The sequence below is a fragment of the Vreelandella alkaliphila genome, assembly GCF_016107625.1.
Taxonomy (GTDB): Bacteria; Pseudomonadota; Gammaproteobacteria; order Pseudomonadales; family Halomonadaceae; genus Vreelandella; species Vreelandella alkaliphila.
On record NZ_JABASV010000012.1, the window covers coordinates 17,585 to 34,768 of the forward strand.

The window sequence follows — 17,184 nt, forward strand, 5'->3', positions numbered from 1 at the left end:
CACCCTACACAGCCCCGGCACCCCGCTGGGGCTGTGCGTTGGTAAGCACCACTACCGCCACCTCCCCCTCGCTGCCAGCGCTATCGCACACCAGTAGCAACGGCCCTGTTATCAACATCGGCATTTGTACGTCCCGCTCCTCAAGCATCATGCCACCGCCCTGCACTACCACCTCAAGCACCGATCCTGGCTCAACAGGGGGTACAAAGAGACGCTCTGGCACTGGCACCCCATCGACTTCAAGAAGGCCCAGCGCGCGCAGGTGGAGCGTTACAGACCTGTCAGGCCTTCCCTGCTTGCTTTGAGCGTCTACATCTCCCCAATTGATATGTATCGGCGCGGATGGCATGGTTTAATCCCGGTAGTCTGCACGACCTGAGACTAGCCCGCCCGGCGCACAAACAAAAGCGGCGACCATATATGCTATGATCGCCGCTATCACGTTTTGCGAGTTACTGCGTGGTACTGCCCTTGTCTGGTGCCCGCCAGATAAGGGCTTTTCGTTATGCGGTTTTAGCTGCTTTTGCTTTAGTTTCCTTCTCTGCTGGCGCATCCTCCTGAATATCGCCACGCATTGCCGCGCGTAAATCCAGCACTTTATCCAACTCAGCAAACTGCGCTTCTAAGTGTTCGTGCATTACCAGTGAGTCGGATACCACAGAGTTCAGCATTGCCAGCTCTTCACGCTGCTGAGGGTTGTTGCGAGCACCCTTCATGGCATTGCGCAGTTGACCCTTTAGCTCTTCGCCCTGCTGACCAATTTCCCACACCGACATTTTTAGCATACGGCTCATGGGAAAGCTGTTGTCAGTCGGCAGAATAATCGGCCCGGCGAGCTTTTCACGATCCAGCAGATTGAACGCATCCGGCATGCGACGGCGAACGCTGCGCACATCTGTGGTCGTGGTGCGCGTCATCACCATTAGCACCTTTCCGTCATAGTCAGGCATGAGCGTGCGCACATGGTCGAGGGTTTTCTTGGCGTTCAATACGTCCTGGCCAGGGCCGGATACGGGGATAACGATTAGATCGATGAACGCATCATAGCCGCGTGCGCCAATGTGCTGCAGGGCCATCGCGCTGGTGCGGTTACCGCCAATGTCAGCAATCACAAAGCTGTCATCGGTGCGGTTAATTAGCTCATCAATGGCGTACTCCGCATCCACTTCCTTGCCGACTTTGACGCGCTCTGAGTGAATCGCGCTATCGGTGAAATCAGCGCTGTCGTGGTTTTCGTCGTCCAGCTCCACAAGCGCTGCCTTGCCTGTACGACTCAATACCCACGGGGCCAAAAGCTGCATGGATGCCGTTGACTTGCCGCTGCCGCCTTTAGTGTTGATGACCAGGATCATTCGCTTTCTCCTTGCTTATCGAAGTGCTTGCCAGACGTAAATTCGCTGGCGCTATTTAGCATGCCTTCCACGCTTAACCGCTTAGTGCCTTGAGCCGGTTTAACGGCTGACTTAGGCGGCTCTGCTTTGTCAGTAAGTGCGCTTGGCGTGCTTTGTGTTGGTGTTTTTTGCTGTACTGTTTTGGGTATCGGTTTTTGCTCCGATACCTGGCCGCGTATCCGCTTTGCTGTTTCACTTTTTGCGTAGTATCGGGCGTAGTGCTCGGGAAACTCATCAAGCAAAAACTGCCGGACTGTTTCGCGACGCTGGGTAATATCCAGCGGTGCCAGCAGACGCATAATATGCTTTACCGGCATGCCGCGCTCTACAAAAGGCTTTAACTCATCACGGATATAACGCAGCTGTACAGACGCCCAACCGGATACCCCATGTATCTCTTTTTTACGGGGGATCAAGTGGTCTAGGTTTTCGTCGTGCATAACCGCCCCTGTGCAACGTTATGAGCAAAGATTAGACCGCTGTCTACGCACAAGCAATAGTAAACCGCGCAAAACTCGAAAAAAAGCCGCGTAAAAGCCGCGCAACACTTCAAAGTAGAGCAAAAGCCGTGCAAAAGGTGAGCAAAAGCCGCGCAAATGAAAAGGATAGGGCGCGTAAAACCCGCGCTAAAAGCGCGCACAGATGAAGCTTGCCGAGCAAAATGCGAGGTAAAAGCGAGCGATTATGAAGTTGCTGGCGCGCAAAACCTGAGCAAATAGCGGAGCGCCGTCATGCAAAACCTGTGGTAACTGCCCACAAAAAAGCCCCCAATCAAGGGGGCTTCTAGCTCATCAGATTGCCTTACGGTGCTGGTCTAAGGCCTGGGCAATACTCTTCTGCAATGCCGCGCCAATCGTCATGACCGGTGCGCTCAAACTCAGGTATCGCCCGTGCTGCTTCCGCTTGCCATACCGCTACACCTTCGCAGTAACGCAGATGAACAGCATCTACGTCCGCTTGATTACTTTTGTCAAAATGACCCGCGACTGCCAGGCCAACAAATCCCATAACGCCGACAAAAACACCGATTAATTTATTGCGTTCTGACTTCAACATAAGGGTTACTCCGTGTGCGTTTTCGATACACACAGATTAACCCTTTATATAACATTTTGTGAAATATACTTTAGTCTAATATGCAGAAACGCGCACTATCTCCCGTACCCATAAAACCGCTTTTTACTTGCCTGGTCAGGACGATGCTTTTTAGGCGTTCTTGGCGGTGTTTGGGCGGCTTCTCGCAAGCTCATATCTTCGTTAGCCATGCGACTTGAGATCGTCGATTTCGTAACAGTAACGCCCACCAGCCCAACCACCTCACTCAACGGCATGGCGTTCAACTCCTCGTCACACAAGTCTCTAATGTGAGTGGGTGGAGTTCCTGTCGATGCCTTCCCGCGTTGCCTTACCTTCTCCTTAACCTTATTCGCATGACGTACATCATTGAGCGTCATTCGCATCCCGTTTTCTCCTCAAAAAAAAGCCGCCTCATGAGCGGCCTTTAGCTACTTACTTGCCGTTACGTGACGGCTCCATCGTTCTGCGAAACTCATTGATAGTCATCGCTTCGATGCAGTCTGGGCGAGGTAAGGCGCTGTAAAAAACAATGGGCGCTCCATCCAACATGCCTCGTCCCTTCGCCACAGCTTCTACTCTGTATTGACTCCCACCAATCACTTCCTTGGCTTGCCAGGGGGTGCTGGTCAATCCCTCAATTTCAATATCTGACGGAAACTCGGCTGGGTTATTCATGCAACGTCCTCATCAAAACCTTCAATGCGGCGGTGACGCTTCGCCTCAGCTTCCCCAGCAAGCCCTACAAGGCTTGCCATCGTTGAGTAGGTCTTGGCAGTAAACGGCCCGCCTTGACGGCTAGCTACTAGCTGGTTGACGAGCAAGAAAGCCCATCCCTCGGCCTCACTCAGATCGCAACCTGTAATGGCATTGAACGCCTGAACCGCATCTGCCATTCCCTGGCCGCCATTGTCAGAGCTAGATTCAACCGTCCTCTTTCCAACCCCCTGAATAGCCTCTGTTAAAAGGTCGCGAGCACTTAGCTGATCAGGATCAACGGGCACCTTAGCCGCCATTACCGTTTCGCGGTCGGCTACGCCACCAGCGATCAATACTACGACCTCATTCGCACCACACACTGCGGCTTGAAGCTGGCCACAGGTAAGGTCGAGCTGCTTGCGCAGCTCTTCGGTTTTGTTCAAAACCTCCTCTATCGACCATTCGCCTATTTCTGCCGCTAGCAACTTTAGTATCCCCGCTTGGAATGCACTTGTTTCAATTGTCGCTGACATAAACTTCCCTTAAATTAAGTGAGTATTTTCACAATACGTGCGGTATTTGAACGCCCCGCTGAGGCCTCAGTTAAAAGGTATTTCGTCGTCAAAATCGTCAAAGTTGCCGGGGTCAGGCGCGCCGTAGTTGGCGTTAGGGTCTGGGGCTTTCCCTTGCTGCGGTGGAGGCGAGGAGGGCGCGCTTTGCTGGTGTGAGCGCTGCTGGTTTTGCTGGGGAGGCTGACCACCGTGACCGCCTTGCTGGCCACCCTGGAAATCGCCGCCACGGCTATCCAGCATCTGCATATCGTTAGCAACAATTTCCGTGCTGTAACGATCTTGGCCGTTTTGGTCTTGCCATTTACGGGTCTGTAGGCGGCCTTCAATGTAGACTTTTGCGCCTTTTTTTAGATATTGCTGGGCAATTTCAGCCGTTTTATTGAACAGCACTACACGATGCCATTCAGTACGCTCTTGTCGCTCACCGCTTTGGCGATCAGTCCATGAGTCAGAGGTGGCAATGTTCAAATTGGCCACAGCAGCCCCAGAAGGCGTAAATCGAACTTCTGGGTCTTGGCCCAAGTTGCCGATCAGAATTACTTTATTGATACCGCGTGCCATTATTTGCGCGCCTTTTTGGGAGAGGGGAGGGCATAAGCCAGCCAGTAGCCGGGGCGGTTAACGTTCGTTGGCTTGAGAAATTTCGTATCAGCTTGGCCAGCGTGGTGAGCGCCCAAGTAAGCCTTGGCGTCGTTAAGATCACTTTCTTGGCACAAAAACCAGACGGATGATTTACGTATGATCGGCAGCACAGTTTGCCAGTGCTCAAATAGCGCCAGCTCATGCGCTGCGTTGCGTGAAATGGCCGCTGCACAGTTAAAGCGATCAGGGAAGCGCATCTTCAACTTGAGAAGGTTTAACTCCATAACCTCAGCGAGTGTCATGTTCAAACGATCCGCTAGCGTCTCTACCGCAGCCACGATCACCAATAGCTCATGGGTAATCTTGGTGAGCGGTAGCGATTTGCCGTATGCGTAGGGCTTTTTAATCAGGCCCGACAACGTAAGCGCGGCCGCTGCAATATCAAACGGTGTTGTGCCTTCGGTTTGCTCTACCGCGTGTCGCTCGAAAAGCTGCAGCTTTAACGTGCTGTCGGCTAAGGCGCAGAACCACAACAAGTCGCCCAGCTCCTCTATGACGTTTTCTGCGGTTTTAGCGTCTAGCAGCTCTTTGGCTTCATCACATAAACCCAGCACGGCATGTACTAAATCGCTACTAACACCATGGTCTCCAGCGCTAGGACTGGCGGTGGTCATCGCTAAGGGGGTGTACTCTATGGCTTTCATCGTCCATTCCTTCTCAATCGCTCTTGCTCATGATTCCATTTGCGAGCACAAACTGAGTCGCAAAAAATACGCTCCCCCGTTACGTCATCACCGCAGTAATGACACTCGCCGCACGCGGGTAAGCGCACAGTGGGTTTTCGATGGGCCAATCCCGCTTGCAAAATTGTTTCGCACCGCTCAGCGGCTAAGTCGGCTACGTCAGCCATATTCGTTCGTCTCTCAATTCCACAACGGCTATAGTCGTTTTTGGCTGCCGCCATACTTCGCAGCGCGTTTGATGGCAGCCAATTACGTAGTCTTCACCGTCGCTGTACAGGTGGTGGTGTGGTGGCACTTCAAACGTGTGCCGCTCACCGCTCAGCCAGACGGCGTAGGCACGGCGCTGATTCCAGCGCCGTAGAGCGGTGATTGATCGCATTAAATTTCAGGGGTCTCTGCTTGCCGCTGGGCGTCAGCTTGAGCGTCCATATCCGCATCGCTGTTCACGCCCTCAGCTCCCTGATAGGCCGCGTCTGCGTGGTCATCCGGGTAGTCTTGGTGATGAGGTGTATCTTCTTCTGGTACAGCGTCGTCTCCGGCGTTAGCATCGCTGTCGTCATCGCCTAGCATGTTGTTCAGGTCGTCTACATCGCCGCTGCCTGTTTTGGCGATTTGCTCATCACGATGTTGCTGATCAAACGCCTTGGCGCTGGCAGTGATAGTCGCGTAGAAATCATTACCCAGCGCTTCGCGTACCTTAGCGGGCGTCTTGCTCCATGCGTCGTTGACGTATTTCGCACCCTTTTCAGTGATCGACTGCAAGCGGTTACGCCATTTATCTAGCGTTTGGTTACTACTGGCACCTTCCACCCACTGGCGCAGTGCGTAGCCATCCTGAGCCGTCAAGTAACCCTGACCACGACCTAAGATGGGCTTTAGCTCTTCCGGGCACTTGAGCACTTGTTGCGCGGTGCCTTCGTTCCACATCATTAAGCTGGCCGTCATTTCGAACATGAAGTTCTTTTCTTGAATCGGTTGAACGCCTAGCGACTTCGGCTTTTTCGGATCAGTAAAGTCCATTTTTTCCCGCGCCCGGATGCACGGAATGATGTGCATATCGGTTTGCAGTAGCGCGTTCATAAAGCGCTTGTGCGCGGCCTTGGCTTTTTTCCAATCGGCCATTTTGGAACTTGTATTGTGGGCAATTTCCTCACAGCCGCCGCTGCCTTCCCATTCGTGCGTTGTGGAGTCGACCACTAGCACCTCGACGCCCGCTTTTTGGAAGGCGTGAATGGCTTCCGCATAGCGGTCAGGGCTGAAAGGAGGGTAGAGGTCGCCAATCATGAATTGGTGAACATGGCCATCCGCGTCTTTGAGCGCGTCGGCGTACAGCGAGCCACGGCGGTTCTCGGCGTCCAGCAGGCCGACTTTGCTAGAATCAAAGCCTGCTAGCCCCCACGCAACTTGCAGGGCGGTATAGGTTTTGCCTGAACCGCTAATACCGGCAAGGCCGATCACTAACCGCGCACCGCTGCGTTCTGATTTACGAATCTGAATCACAGACATAGTTAAGCCTCCAATTGACCGGCTTCTAAGCGCTCGCGAATGCGGCGCATGTACCAGTCGTTAAGGGAAATGGTTTCGATAGAGTCGCTGTAACCGGGCCAGTCACCACTGGCTAAGCATTCGGCGTAGGTGTTGAGGTTGTCGCGGTATTCGTCACGCCCTACCTGAATGGATTCGTCACCCAGCACGTAAACGCCCACATTGAACGGAGGCTTTTTCTCGACCGCGATAAACACGAAGTAGCGCTGCTCAGGGAGGGTAAGTCCCGCTTGGCGGATCGCTTCATTGGCGCCGTCAAGGTAGAAAGGGTGCTGGACGTGGTAACGCCATTTACTGATCGACCTGGCAAAACCCTCTTTGCTAGCGTCGTCGGTGGTTTTTACGTCCGCCATCAAGCCTCTGGTAGGCACCCACCAGTCCGGGCGTATCCGGCAAAGCTCGCCGGTTACCGGGTCACGCCAGTAGACACTCTGCTCGGCCTTGCCTTTCATGCGCATAATGCGAGCAGCGGCGGGGTGGGCCATGACCGCGTCGCGCATGGCAATGACAAGGGTGTATTCGGCGTCGCTCAGAATCGTGCGGTGACCGTTGTTCGCGGCCCACTCATCCACCACGTCCGACCACAGCGTCACTTTCACGCCGTTGGCATTCAGCCACGCGGCCATATCGTGACGGCTAGCGCTGGTGCCTAGCGTGTAGGTGACGCCGTGCTCGGCCTCAAACGCTTCACAAATATCTGACCATAGTTCGACTTCTACGCCGTTCTCACTCAGCCGCTTAGCCAGCGTCTTACGGTCGCCGCCAGGGGAGAGCAAACCATCACGTTTCTCGTTTTCGGCTTGAATGATGGCTTTTAGATCACCAGCCTTCATGCCTTCAAGTTCGGTTGCCGCTTCGCCATCGCCGCCATGAATCTCTTCAACGATGCGATTCATCAGGTCACCGGCCTTGCCGCTAACCGGCAGCTTTGGCTTGCGCGTCTTGTTCAGCTCATGAATCTTGGCAACCAGCTCATCCGTTCCCCGGATAGCGTGGGGGTGGGCGTCGATGCGCTCTTGATTGAGCTTTTCGACCATGGCCACCAGCTCTTCACGGTCGTCAACGGCCTCTGGAGCATCCTGACGGCGCAATCCACGGCAATACTCCGTCACAAACAGCTCAGGCTCTAACACGGCGGCATGTAAGGCGCTGCCGATGCGCATGTCCGGCGTTTCGGTGCGCTCTTCCGGGGTGTCTTTTACATAGCGGTACGTCGCGGGGTTTTTGTCTACTAAGTCGAGGCCCGACTTTGAGACGCCTGGCCCGGCGTGGTACTCGGCATTCGTGAGGCCTTCATAGATGCCCGGCTCTTTGGGCGTTGTTGCGTCTTGTGCGCTGTCCAAAACATTACCCCTAACGTAACAGTTACCCATGAGGTAACAGTATAAGCCAAAAAAGGGGCAGCCTGTGGCCGCCCTCTTATTACTTGTGGAGTAATGCTAGAGCATTTATTACCTGAGAGTCAACGTTACAGAATGTGCGTTATGCGGGCGCTCCAAATGAGCGGCCAATCCAGATCACTCTCCCAGTGACTGGAAACCGGCTTGCTTCTACATCTTCAAAATCAGGGTAGCTGTCATTGTCAGTCATCACGCTAATGCTTCCCTGATCCAACCCCTCCATAATCCGGCGCACCATCAACTTGCCGTCTCGCATTGAGGCGTATATTCCGGGTTGTTCTACTCTCTCGCACGGCTCGATCAATAATGCATCTCCGATCCTTAATGTAGGAAACATAGCGTCATCTACGACTATGCCTGATGCTAGCTCTGTATGCGGACGATTGGTGATTGTAAGCAGATAGTTCCGGTCAAAAGGAAAGTCTGGCTTACCCTCTTGCAGGCTCTTTACAGTGACCACTAACGTTTTTGTCGCGCCACTGACCTGACCCACTGGGACTTGGCTACCTTTTGAAATTAGACTTTCGGGCGGGACACTAAGCGCAGCAGCAATTTTCTCTAACGTCACTAAATTTACACGTTGCGGCTCCCGCTCCCAGCGACTCATATTGGCCACGCTTGTGCCTAATCGCGCTGCAAGATCACCCACCTTCAACCCCGCCGCTACCCGTGTTTCTCTGATACTTAATTCCATGCTACCTCTTCTCCTTTAAGTCTATGTCGTCGCCGCTTGGGCGGTTTGCAGATTTTTATTGTTTTCGTATACCAATTGCTAATCGACTCCTCTCAATCGAGGGCCGCGCCTCTATTTCAACAATATCGTATTACTTTTCAAGTTATACAAGCCTAACTTAGTAACTTATTAGGTTTATTTAGTTCCATTGGTAATAAAAAACCTTTCCAAGCCTTCTTTCTTGCCTTAATTGTTACTTTTCAGGTAATGTTCTCGTTTAGGGTAACAGGAGGCCGTTGTGCAACTTAGTCAATTCCGTACACAAATTGCTGGCATGAGCGGACATGAAGCCGCTCGTTGGCTGGGTATCCCACCAGCGATGTACTGGCGCTGGGAGCAGGGGCAAGAACCAAATGCCGCTAACCGGCGCGCTATTTATCGCTTCTCCAACGCCGCTGTAACGCCTAACGATCTTGCGGGGATTGGCCCGCGCGCCACGCATCCTTTAGACGTAACCGGAAAAAAATGAAGCGCACTTCATGGCCACATGCCGCCGCTACTATCGCATTCGCCCTAGCAGTGCATGCGGGATTATCACTTGTCAGTGACCCCTTATGGCAGTGGTGTGACGTGTTGTGCCTGGAGGTGTGCCGATGAGCCACTTCTATGCGATGACGATACCCGTCGAAACCGACGACGAAAGCCCTAACTGGGCACACTTGCGCGGGTATCAGCAAAGCACCGTCAATGGTGTGCGCGCGGCATTCCGTCAGAAATTTAAAGCACCGCTTCTAGTGCTGCCTGCTGGGGGCGGTAAGACGTTTACCAGCTGCTACATGATTGACCAGGCAGTGGCCAAAAAGCGCAACGTGCTGATCTTAGTGCATCGCTCAGAGCTAGCCGACCAGTTCTCAGCGGCTTTGACCACTTACGGCGTTAAGCACGGCTTGATTGCCGCAGGCGTGCGTCCTGACTTTGCACATCGCGTGCAAGTGGCCAGCGTGCAGACCTACGCAAAACGTATGCACACCATGATCTGGCAGCCACACTTGATTATCTCCGACGAAGCCCACCACGTTACCGAGGGTAGCCAGTGGGGGAGAGTCATAGAGCACCACCCTGGCTCGCTCAAGATGGGCTTGACCGCCACGCCTATCCGCCTGGACGGCAAGGGACTAGGCATTGGCCACGGTGGTTACTTCGACGCCATTGTGGAAGGCCCAAGCCCTGCCGACCTAATGGAGTGGGGCAATCTGTGCGACTACAGAATGTTCGCGCCTACTGGCGGCAAAAAGGTCGATATGACCGGCGTGGGTAAGGTCGGCGGCGACTACAACAAAAAAGAAGCCAGCGAACGCATCAACAAGCCGACGATTACCGGCAATGCGATTGAGCACTATCGCGAACATGCACACCAACGGCCCGCCGTGGTCTTCTGCATGAACCGCCGTCACGCCGAAGACGTGTGCGCGCGCTTCTGCGATGCGGGTTACAAGTTCGCGGTACTTGATGGCACGTTGCGCGGCAAAGGAAAAGACGCCGATGGACGCGACCTAGTTGCCCAGCGAGTTGCTGCGCTTTCTAGCGGCGATCTGCATGGGCTGGTAACCGTCGATCTTGTTAGCGAAGGATTCGACCTCCCAGCTATTGAAGTTGCCATTTCACTACGCGCTACCCAGTCGGAAGCCCTCTGGATTCAGCAGATAGCTCGCGCGCTACGCCCTGCCAAGGGCAAAGAGTACGCAGTAATCCTTGACCATGTAGGCAATAGCGAGCGCCACGGGCTTCCTGACGATGAACGCGAATGGAGCCTGGAGGGAAAAAAGAAAGGGAAGAAAGGGGGCGGTGCTACTGTCTCGCCTATCAAGCAGTGCGAGGCGTGTGGCCATGTTCACCGCCCCGGCCCGCCCCAGTGCCCAGAGTGCCTGGAACCTTACGAAACAAAGCAGCGTGAGGTGGAAGAAACGGAAGGCAAGCTACAAGAAGTCGAGCGCAAACGTAGTGAGAAGCGACAGAAGGAAGCGGACATCAAAGCCGCTAAGTCCTTACCCGAACTGCAATTCGTCGCTCAAAAGTATGGCTATGACCCCAAGTGGGCGCACGTCAAATGGAAGCAAAAGCTAGCCGCTGACCAGGGGAAATATCGCAGCGGCAGGCCTAGCTCCTGGCAGCGTATGCCAGCGCTCCCTCCCGCACCCCCGGTAGAAGTTTACGATCAAGACATAGGAGCCAAGCGTTGACCGTTATTAGCGAGCACCAAATACAGAACGATACACGCCTGGCACTCAGCAAGCATAAGCGAGGCGTTTACTGGCGCGCCAACGTTGGCCAAGCATGGACAGGCAACAGGATTGAGCGCAATCCAGACGGCAGCATTACGATTTATGAGCCGCGCCCTTTTCAAACCGGCTTGCCACCCGGCTTTACCGATTTGTTTGGCATGACGTTCCAGTTGATTCGCCCGGCCCATGTGGGCCAAACCCTGCCGATTTATACCGGCATCGAAATCAAGCGCCCAGGCAAAAAGCCGAGCGACAAGCAGCGCCGACACCTCGAATTGCTCACAAAACGCGGCGCTATCGCAGGCGTAGCGACCAGCCCCGAAGAAGCGCTGGCGCTAACGCTGTACCACGACGACAAGGCATAAACGCACCATGGCTGGCAGAAAATCGACGTTTGCGCACTATGTCGCGGCGCTACCGCATCACGAACCGCTCGATATGCTTGGGCACTTTTGGCCGGAGCTGCAAGCCGCCGCTGCCGGAGTAGAAGCCAGCATTGATGGCGTAGACCTCGTGCTTGACGGCAAGCGCCACTACCTAAAAAACCTCACAGGTGAAAGCGACCAACGCCAGTATTACATTGCCAACTTGACGACCGACAAGGACGAAACCGTCTGGCCGGAAGTCACGTTCGGCAGTTTCAAGCAGCGACTCGATAACGTCTATTTCAAGCCTCGCAACTTGTGCTGGAAGTCGTTTGAAAACCATAAAGACAACGTGGTGGTCGATCTTGACCGCCACGCCGCGTATCGTGAAAAAATCCAGGAGGCGCGCAAAGAGGCTCAACGCCAGGCGATTGAGAATGAACAGCTAAAGCGCGATGCCAATCTAGCCGCTGCCCAGGCGGCAGACCTCGCTTGGCAAGCGGCGAGCGATATTGACCCGGAAGAGTCGCACAGCTATTTGCTGAACAAGCAGGGGCTAAGGCCGCTAGGACGCGTGCGCGTTGCCACCCGTGAGCTAAGAGGGCGGTTATACAGCTTCAACCGCCATGAATGGTTAGACCGCGCGATTATTGTTTCTGCAGGCGACCTACTATTACCCGTTTACTCCGTCGACCCGCTACAACGCGGCCTTATCAACTTGCAACGCATTGATGCAACAGGCGGTAAACGTTTTTTGATAGGTGGCCAAAAGCAGCTTGGCTACATGCCACTGATGCCGGAAAACTGGCAAAAAGGCCAAGCGCTAGATGCCATAGTGGTCACTGAGGGCTATGCAACCGGCGCGACCCTGCTGCAGTGCCAGGCGTTTGGGGATGATAGCGTAGCGGTGGCCATCGCTTTTGATGCGGGCAACTTAGGCGAGATTGCAAGCGCCATGGGGGAGAAGTACCCCAACGTACCCATCATTAATGCTGCTGATAACGACCAAGGAACGCCGGGTAATCCCGGTCTGGCAAAAGCTGAAAGTCTGAAAAAAGACTTTCGTATCCCTTATTTGCTGCCGACCAGCGACGATGATAAGAAGCTCGACTTTGACGATCTACGCCAACGCCAAGGCGAGGAAGAAGTTAAACGCCAGGTAGAGGAACAGTACGGCAAAGCTGTTCACTATTGGCGACTGCACCACGATCCTGAATACGCCCAGGAGGTTAGCGAGCAGGGCAGTGACGGCGAGCAGTACGCGCTCGACGTTAACGAAGCGGGCGATATCGTCAACGAGTTTAATTGGCCGATGCAGAAGCGTACCAGCCCTGGCAAGCCATTGGCCACGCCGGAAAATCTGCACTGGATGCTAAACCAGTACGGCGTCAAAGTGCGCTATAACAAAATCAGCAAAGACGTGATTGTTAAGGTGCCAGGCCAAGACTTTAGCGTAGACAACCAAGGCAACGCATCGCTGGCACTTATCAAGGGGCTTTGCGCCCGCAACGAGCTACCATCTGCCGATGTAGACTCTTACGTTAAGTTGGTAGCCGATCAAGACCGCTACAACCCGGTTATGGACTGGATCGACTCAGTTCCTTATGACCAATCCCGCGATCCCATTGGAGAGCTATTTCAGACCATTCAGCTAGCCCCAGGGCAAAACCAATTGCTGGCGCAAATACTGCTGACTAAATGGCTTGTAGGGGCGGCGGCGTTAGCTGGCAATGAGGGTAGCGTGTGGTCTAAGTCAGTGCTCGTATTCGCAGGCAACCAAGACTTGGGAAAAACCAGCTGGTTTCGCTCGCTAGTGCCGGAGTCGTCAGGCCTTCACGATTGCGTGGCCGACGGCTTACACCTCGACCCTGCAGACAAGGATTCTGTCACTACGGTGCTAGGGCACTGGCTTGTCGAGCTTGGTGAATTAGACGCGACGTTTCGCAAATCGGACATAGCGCGGCTAAAGGCGTTTATCACTCGCAAGAACGATCAGTTGCGCCGCCCCTACGACCGTAAAGATAGTATTTACCCGCGCCGTACTGCGCTGTTTGCTTCGGTCAACGAAACAAACTTCTTGCAAGACTCTACGGGCAACAGCCGTTGGTGGACGCTCGAAGTGGTAGCGCTGAACAGCAAACACAACGTCGACATGCAGCAAGTATGGGCGCAGGCCATGCACCTCTACCGCAACGGTTACAAACACTACCTGGATGATAGCGAGCAAGCCATGCTCAACGGCAGCAATACCCGTTATGAGCAGGTCAATCCGCTGGAAGAAATGATAGTGAATGCATTTGATGTGAACGTCACTTATGACGACAGCGGCATGCCTCGTTACCAATATGACCGCTCGAAGGGTAGTGATATGACTGCCACTCAAGTGCTCATACATGCAGGGATTGAGAAACCGAGTCACAGCCAGGCAACCGTGGCTAGCACCTTTCTGCAAAAGCTCACAGGCACCAAAGCGCGCCGGAGCGGGAAAGGGAACGTTTACCCTATGCCGCCCCCTCTGTTTCGCTACAAAAGCGCCCCACAACCCCCAATGGATTAACAGCACCTTTTCTGCCAAGCCTTTCCCCACTTCGGTGGGGCTTTTTTTTGGGCACAGAAAATCAGAACGCTTTCCAATATAGCGGCGCAGCCTTTGAATCGAAAAAGGGCCAGAGTCATAGACTCCAGCCCTTTTAAGTAGCTAAGGGCGTTGCAGCGCCCTTTAAGTGGCATAGGACGTTGGCGCGCCCTATGCCTGATAGGTCATTACCTGATGGGTTATCACCTAACATGGAAATTAACACAATCTGTGTATTCTTCAACTGTAAGCTGAAGAATTTTTAAGCAGTGATAGAGCACCCCATTTCTCTCGCAGTGCCAACGTTGAAAGAAAGGGGGGCGGGGCGCTCATCGGTGAAATGTTTTGTTTGGCTAGTGGGCTTCGATATTTCAGCGGGCCTAGTGGTCACTACCGTGGTATTCGCACGAACGGCCTCGATCACTTCCTAGCATTGCTGTTGAAACTCCCAACCCAATATCGTTGGATACACGCAAAACACTTCCCGATGCCCACCCATTAGAATAGGCTTGGGCCATGCTTTCATGGCAGTCAGCGGCGTTGCATCCGCTCCACTCGTTCACCCATGAGCTTACGCTGGGTAGTTTGATGCGATGGCCGGTACCGCGTTCTTCCGGCATAGGTTGATTACTACGTACCCTTTCGGGACACTCCCTCACGTTTTAGCGCATCGGCCTACGCACTCATCGCATCGGCAAAGATTCCGGCACCGTGCCCTTAATCAGCGGCCTTCCGCCTTTAGACCACACAATTTCAGTGACGCGAAACCTTTGCCGATGCCCACCGTGGCCTCGGTGGGATCGGTACTGCTCTGACGATTCAACAAGGAGTCGATACAGCATGGCAACCGTATCGAAAAGAGGGCGGTGGGTGCTCCTGGCTCGCCTTTCGGCTGGTGTTCCCTGACTAGCCACCCTCTTTTCGATACCTGCTAAGCCGCTAGCAGGTGCCTTGCATTAAGTCTGACAGATTCCGCTGTCAGCACCGGCCCTGCAATGTCGCCACCAGCACAGGAAGACTGGCACTTGGGGAGAAAGACCACTCCCAACCACCCAAAGGAGCGTAAAAAACCCTGGCTTGCTCGATTGTGCTAACCCTCTCCTACGCGGACAAGAATCACGATTATGGGTACAAGGGGGCACTTAAACGCACTCGGCCAACACGCTTAAATAATTACCTTGAAAGTAAATTTACCCTAAATGAAATATGCGCGCTATGTTTCACGCAAAAAAAAACCCGCACTCGGCGGGCTTTCCTATTATAGGATCATCATGCAGCTGCTCAGGGGGAGGTAAGTTGCGCTCGCTCAGAAGCATTTACGCCTTGGTAGAATTGAACTTTCTTGCCGTCACCTATCCCGGTAAGCAATGCGCCGTGGTCGTTGCGCTGGAGCTTGGAAGCCCGGTTGATAACCTTGGCGTCGTTCAATGGCGTTGGCCAACGCTCTTTCTCATAGGCTGCCATCACGCTGGACTCTTTCTCACTACGCTCTCGGGGCTTGATTTGCTCGCCAGCCGTCAGCACCCAGCCCACGGCATAAACGTCGCCCCGGCGAGTTTTGGTGGAGCGCTTGAGTCGCTTGTCGAGTGACGCCAGGTAGGCGTCACGGTCGCGCTTTAGTTGACGGCGCAACACATCAAATGCGTACCCGCTCACCTCGGCCACTTCGCCTATGCCGTAAAACTCAATATGCCCAACCCAGCGACCACTTTTGTACAGATTGCGGCATATCATCTTTGCCCCAAACGCTTCGGCCACCATCGTTCCTAACACGCCTATATAGGCAGGCATTTTCTTACCGGCTCCAGTGGCTTTCAGCTCCGTTCTCACCTCGCTAAGGGTTATATCCATATCCGTAAGGCCATGCTTGGCCATAAGGTTTTGCGCCTGGCGTAACGCAGTGGCTCGCTCATGGGGATTGCTGTTATTGGCGTGCGCCAGGCACTTCTTGATGCGCTCTATGATTCGGTTGCTCATAATCCCGACTCCACAACGCCCATGCAGTCCGGGCAGCCACGGCACATCATGCCCAGCAGTTGGCAGGGCTGGCGCTTACCGTCTGCAATGGCGGTTAGGCGCTCAATCATAGGGGGCAGGTCTTGGTGGCTTAGGCCTTTGTCAGCTACCCACTGCAAGGCTGCGGCGCGCTCGCGGGGGTAAAGATTGGCCTCGCTAAGATCATCGCCTGGGATGCCTGCTCCACAAGAACACTCACCCTTGCTCTTTAGCTGAACGATGAAGCACTCAGGACAAATAGCAATCTCAGGCTTGTCTAGTTCAATTGGCTCCCAGTCGTTCTCTTCAAACCAGTTGTCTAGCCGCTCAAGCTCGCCGTTTAGGTGGTAATTGGCCACTTCAAAGCCTTTCCCATAAAGCTCATCATGCACGCATTGCAGCTTGGCGTTTAGGCTTGCCGCGCGCGCGTTCAACTCTCCCGCCCGTTCAATGATATGGATGCAAAAGCCCTGGTGCGGCTCTTTGGGGGTGCCTAACGCTGCAGCAATCAATTCCAGCCCGGAACGGTAATCATCAGCCATATCCCGCAAAGCATCGCGCTCAGCCTGCAAATACTCTGCATCACGCCAGCGCTCGACCAGGCTAAGCACTGCGCCGGGGTCAAGTGCTTCCAAGTAGTGGGCGATGGCAAGCGCCTCGGTGTCGTCGTCATCGTGCTCCACAAGCGCTATCTGCGTATCAGTAGGCTTGGCCTCAATGTCGGTACCGCCGTTTGTCACCTTTGCGACGTATGGCCCGCGCGGGACACTAGCCGCACGGCGCCCTAGCTCGTCCAGACTGACTTTGTAGCCTTCTCCTGCCCAGCGTGCGTCCATGCGCGCCTTCATGGCGTCGCGCTCTTCCATCGCCTGGCACAGATCGGCCATTTGGCTGGCGCTCATCACCAAGTCGCTAACGTTATTCATGGCATGGTCAATGCGCTGGCGCAGCCAAGCGGTGTCTACTTCACCCTGATAGGCGGTGTAATCATTTGGTGCGTCTAGGTCGATCATGGCGTTATCCGGCAACTGAATGAATTTGAAAGGGGAAAGGCACATGAGCCAGCGTTGCATCGGCAGCCTCGACGGCATTACCAAACTCTTCACTGGGGTTAGCGTCTTGGATAGCCAGTATTTGCGCCTGATTTGAACCGTCATAAAGCGTTATTCGAGCATCGCCTACTGTGAACGCTGCCAAGCGTTTACTGGGGCATTCATCAATCACCGCCTGCAACTTCTTCAACCAGGCGGCTTCTGCTTTGGTAAGTTTGGCCATGTGCTTTCTCCCT

19 protein-coding genes are annotated in these 17,184 nt (G+C 54.2%); 5 read left to right on the top strand and 14 right to left on the bottom strand.

The window, feature by feature from the left end; translation table 11 throughout:
• Positions 1-4: 4 nt before the first annotated feature.
• The 8 genes from JFC11_RS15790 to JFC11_RS15825 form a co-directional block, all read right to left on the bottom strand.
• Entirely contained in the window at positions 5-349 is a 345-nt protein-coding gene (locus JFC11_RS15790) for a hypothetical protein (RefSeq protein ID WP_198349970.1), read from the bottom strand.
• Positions 350-503: 154 nt separating this feature from the next.
• Complete coding sequence (locus JFC11_RS15795) at positions 504-1,352, bottom strand: P-loop NTPase family protein (RefSeq protein ID WP_198349971.1); 849 nt, start codon at positions 1,350-1,352, stop codon at positions 504-506.
• Positions 1,349-1,831: a hypothetical protein gene (locus JFC11_RS15800; RefSeq protein ID WP_198349972.1), complete on the bottom strand. Its 483-nt coding sequence runs from the start codon at positions 1,829-1,831 to the stop codon at positions 1,349-1,351. Before JFC11_RS15800 ends, JFC11_RS15795 begins: the two co-directional genes overlap by 4 nt.
• Before the next feature lie 361 nt (positions 1,832-2,192).
• Complete coding sequence (locus JFC11_RS15805; RefSeq protein ID WP_198349973.1) at positions 2,193-2,447, bottom strand: hypothetical protein; 255 nt, start codon at positions 2,445-2,447, stop codon at positions 2,193-2,195.
• 453 nt (positions 2,448-2,900) lie between these two features.
• Positions 2,901-3,143: a hypothetical protein gene (locus JFC11_RS15810; RefSeq protein ID WP_198349974.1), complete on the bottom strand. Its 243-nt coding sequence runs from the start codon at positions 3,141-3,143 to the stop codon at positions 2,901-2,903.
• The gene (locus JFC11_RS15815) at positions 3,140-3,697 is read right to left on the bottom strand and encodes a hypothetical protein (protein WP_198349975.1); all 558 of its coding nucleotides are present in this window, start codon (positions 3,695-3,697) and stop codon (positions 3,140-3,142) included. Before JFC11_RS15815 ends, JFC11_RS15810 begins: the two co-directional genes overlap by 4 nt.
• 66 nt (positions 3,698-3,763) lie before the next feature.
• Entirely contained in the window at positions 3,764-4,297 is a 534-nt protein-coding gene (ssb, locus tag JFC11_RS15820; RefSeq protein WP_232482942.1) for a single-stranded DNA-binding protein, read from the bottom strand.
• The gene (locus JFC11_RS15825) at positions 4,297-5,022 is read right to left on the bottom strand and encodes a nucleoside triphosphate pyrophosphohydrolase family protein (RefSeq protein ID WP_198349976.1); all 726 of its coding nucleotides are present in this window, start codon (positions 5,020-5,022) and stop codon (positions 4,297-4,299) included. Before JFC11_RS15825 ends, ssb begins: the two co-directional genes overlap by 1 nt.
• Here JFC11_RS15825 and JFC11_RS15830 point away from each other — a divergent pair.
• Positions 5,012-5,422: a hypothetical protein gene (locus JFC11_RS15830; protein WP_198349977.1), complete on the top strand. Its 411-nt coding sequence runs from the start codon at positions 5,012-5,014 to the stop codon at positions 5,420-5,422. The two genes, JFC11_RS15825 and JFC11_RS15830, sit on opposite strands and share 11 nt — an antisense overlap.
• A 17-nt stretch (positions 5,423-5,439) precedes the next feature.
• On the opposite strand, the gene JFC11_RS15835 is transcribed toward JFC11_RS15830, so the two are convergent.
• The 3 genes from JFC11_RS15835 to JFC11_RS15845 all read right to left on the bottom strand — a co-directional run bounded on the left by JFC11_RS15835 (position 5,440) and on the right by JFC11_RS15845 (position 8,700).
• Complete coding sequence (locus JFC11_RS15835) at positions 5,440-6,567, bottom strand: AAA family ATPase (RefSeq protein ID WP_198349978.1); 1,128 nt, start codon at positions 6,565-6,567, stop codon at positions 5,440-5,442.
• 2 nt (positions 6,568-6,569) lie between these two features.
• Entirely contained in the window at positions 6,570-7,949 is a 1,380-nt protein-coding gene (locus JFC11_RS15840) for a PD-(D/E)XK nuclease-like domain-containing protein (RefSeq protein ID WP_198349979.1), read from the bottom strand.
• Between the two features lie 139 nt (positions 7,950-8,088).
• Positions 8,089-8,700, bottom strand: coding sequence for an XRE family transcriptional regulator (locus tag JFC11_RS15845; RefSeq protein WP_198349980.1), 612 nt, complete (start codon positions 8,698-8,700; stop codon positions 8,089-8,091).
• Positions 8,701-8,977: 277 nt separating this feature from the next.
• Here JFC11_RS15845 and JFC11_RS15850 point away from each other — a divergent pair, with 277 nt between their 5' ends.
• The 4 genes from JFC11_RS15850 to JFC11_RS15865 all read left to right on the top strand — a co-directional run bounded on the left by JFC11_RS15850 (position 8,978) and on the right by JFC11_RS15865 (position 13,883).
• Complete coding sequence (locus JFC11_RS15850; RefSeq protein WP_198349981.1) at positions 8,978-9,208, top strand: helix-turn-helix domain-containing protein; 231 nt, start codon at positions 8,978-8,980, stop codon at positions 9,206-9,208.
• 124 nt (positions 9,209-9,332) lie between these two features.
• Complete coding sequence (locus tag JFC11_RS15855) at positions 9,333-10,919, top strand: DEAD/DEAH box helicase (protein ID WP_198349982.1); 1,587 nt, start codon at positions 9,333-9,335, stop codon at positions 10,917-10,919.
• A complete protein-coding gene (locus JFC11_RS15860; RefSeq protein WP_198349983.1) occupies positions 10,916-11,326 on the top strand; it encodes a VRR-NUC domain-containing protein in 411 nt (136 codons plus the stop codon). The genes JFC11_RS15855 and JFC11_RS15860 overlap by 4 nt, the downstream gene beginning before the upstream one ends.
• Before the next feature lie 7 nt (positions 11,327-11,333).
• Positions 11,334-13,883: a VapE domain-containing protein gene (locus tag JFC11_RS15865; RefSeq protein WP_198349984.1), complete on the top strand. Its 2,550-nt coding sequence runs from the start codon at positions 11,334-11,336 to the stop codon at positions 13,881-13,883.
• 1,299 nt (positions 13,884-15,182) lie between these two features.
• Here the strand turns inward: JFC11_RS15865 and JFC11_RS15870 are convergent.
• The 3 genes from JFC11_RS15870 to JFC11_RS15880 are packed head-to-tail and all read right to left on the bottom strand — an operon-like array spanning position 15,183 to position 17,171.
• Positions 15,183-15,878 carry a DUF2786 domain-containing protein gene (locus JFC11_RS15870; protein ID WP_198349985.1) on the bottom strand — a complete coding sequence of 232 codons (696 nt, stop codon included), beginning with the start codon at positions 15,876-15,878 and terminating at the stop codon, positions 15,183-15,185.
• Positions 15,875-16,909 carry a hypothetical protein gene (locus JFC11_RS15875; RefSeq protein ID WP_198349986.1) on the bottom strand — a complete coding sequence of 345 codons (1,035 nt, stop codon included), beginning with the start codon at positions 16,907-16,909 and terminating at the stop codon, positions 15,875-15,877. The genes JFC11_RS15870 and JFC11_RS15875 overlap by 4 nt, the downstream gene beginning before the upstream one ends.
• Before the next feature lie 4 nt (positions 16,910-16,913).
• Positions 16,914-17,171 (bottom strand): hypothetical protein, encoded by a 258-nt coding sequence (locus JFC11_RS15880; RefSeq protein ID WP_198349987.1) that lies wholly within the window; start codon positions 17,169-17,171, stop codon positions 16,914-16,916.
• Positions 17,172-17,184 lie beyond the last annotated feature (13 nt).

Excerpts from the sequence above, each read along its gene's own strand:
- JFC11_RS15790 (WP_198349970.1), bottom strand. The coding sequence starts at position 349 with ATGCCATCCGCGCCGATACATATCAATTGGGGAGATGTAGACGCTCAA.
- JFC11_RS15795 (WP_198349971.1), bottom strand. The coding sequence starts at position 1,352 with ATGATCCTGGTCATCAACACTAAAGGCGGCAGCGGCAAGTCAACGGCA.
- JFC11_RS15800 (WP_198349972.1), bottom strand. The coding sequence starts at position 1,831 with ATGCACGACGAAAACCTAGACCACTTGATCCCCCGTAAAAAAGAGATA.
- JFC11_RS15805 (WP_198349973.1), bottom strand. The coding sequence starts at position 2,447 with ATGTTGAAGTCAGAACGCAATAAATTAATCGGTGTTTTTGTCGGCGTT.
- JFC11_RS15810 (WP_198349974.1), bottom strand. The coding sequence starts at position 3,143 with ATGAATAACCCAGCCGAGTTTCCGTCAGATATTGAAATTGAGGGATTG.
- JFC11_RS15815 (WP_198349975.1), bottom strand. The coding sequence starts at position 3,697 with ATGTCAGCGACAATTGAAACAAGTGCATTCCAAGCGGGGATACTAAAG.
- ssb (WP_232482942.1), bottom strand. The coding sequence starts at position 4,297 with ATGGCACGCGGTATCAATAAAGTAATTCTGATCGGCAACTTGGGCCAA.
- JFC11_RS15830 (WP_198349977.1), top strand. The coding sequence starts at position 5,012 with ATGGCTTTCATCGTCCATTCCTTCTCAATCGCTCTTGCTCATGATTCC.
- JFC11_RS15825 (WP_198349976.1), bottom strand. The coding sequence starts at position 5,022 with ATGAAAGCCATAGAGTACACCCCCTTAGCGATGACCACCGCCAGTCCT.
- JFC11_RS15835 (WP_198349978.1), bottom strand. The coding sequence starts at position 6,567 with ATGTCTGTGATTCAGATTCGTAAATCAGAACGCAGCGGTGCGCGGTTA.
- JFC11_RS15845 (WP_198349980.1), bottom strand. The coding sequence starts at position 8,700 with ATGGAATTAAGTATCAGAGAAACACGGGTAGCGGCGGGGTTGAAGGTG.
- JFC11_RS15855 (WP_198349982.1), top strand. The coding sequence starts at position 9,333 with ATGAGCCACTTCTATGCGATGACGATACCCGTCGAAACCGACGACGAA.
- JFC11_RS15865 (WP_198349984.1), top strand. The coding sequence starts at position 11,334 with ATGGCTGGCAGAAAATCGACGTTTGCGCACTATGTCGCGGCGCTACCG.
- JFC11_RS15870 (WP_198349985.1), bottom strand. The coding sequence starts at position 15,878 with ATGAGCAACCGAATCATAGAGCGCATCAAGAAGTGCCTGGCGCACGCC.
- JFC11_RS15875 (WP_198349986.1), bottom strand. The coding sequence starts at position 16,909 with ATGATCGACCTAGACGCACCAAATGATTACACCGCCTATCAGGGTGAA.
- JFC11_RS15880 (WP_198349987.1), bottom strand. The coding sequence starts at position 17,171 with ATGGCCAAACTTACCAAAGCAGAAGCCGCCTGGTTGAAGAAGTTGCAG.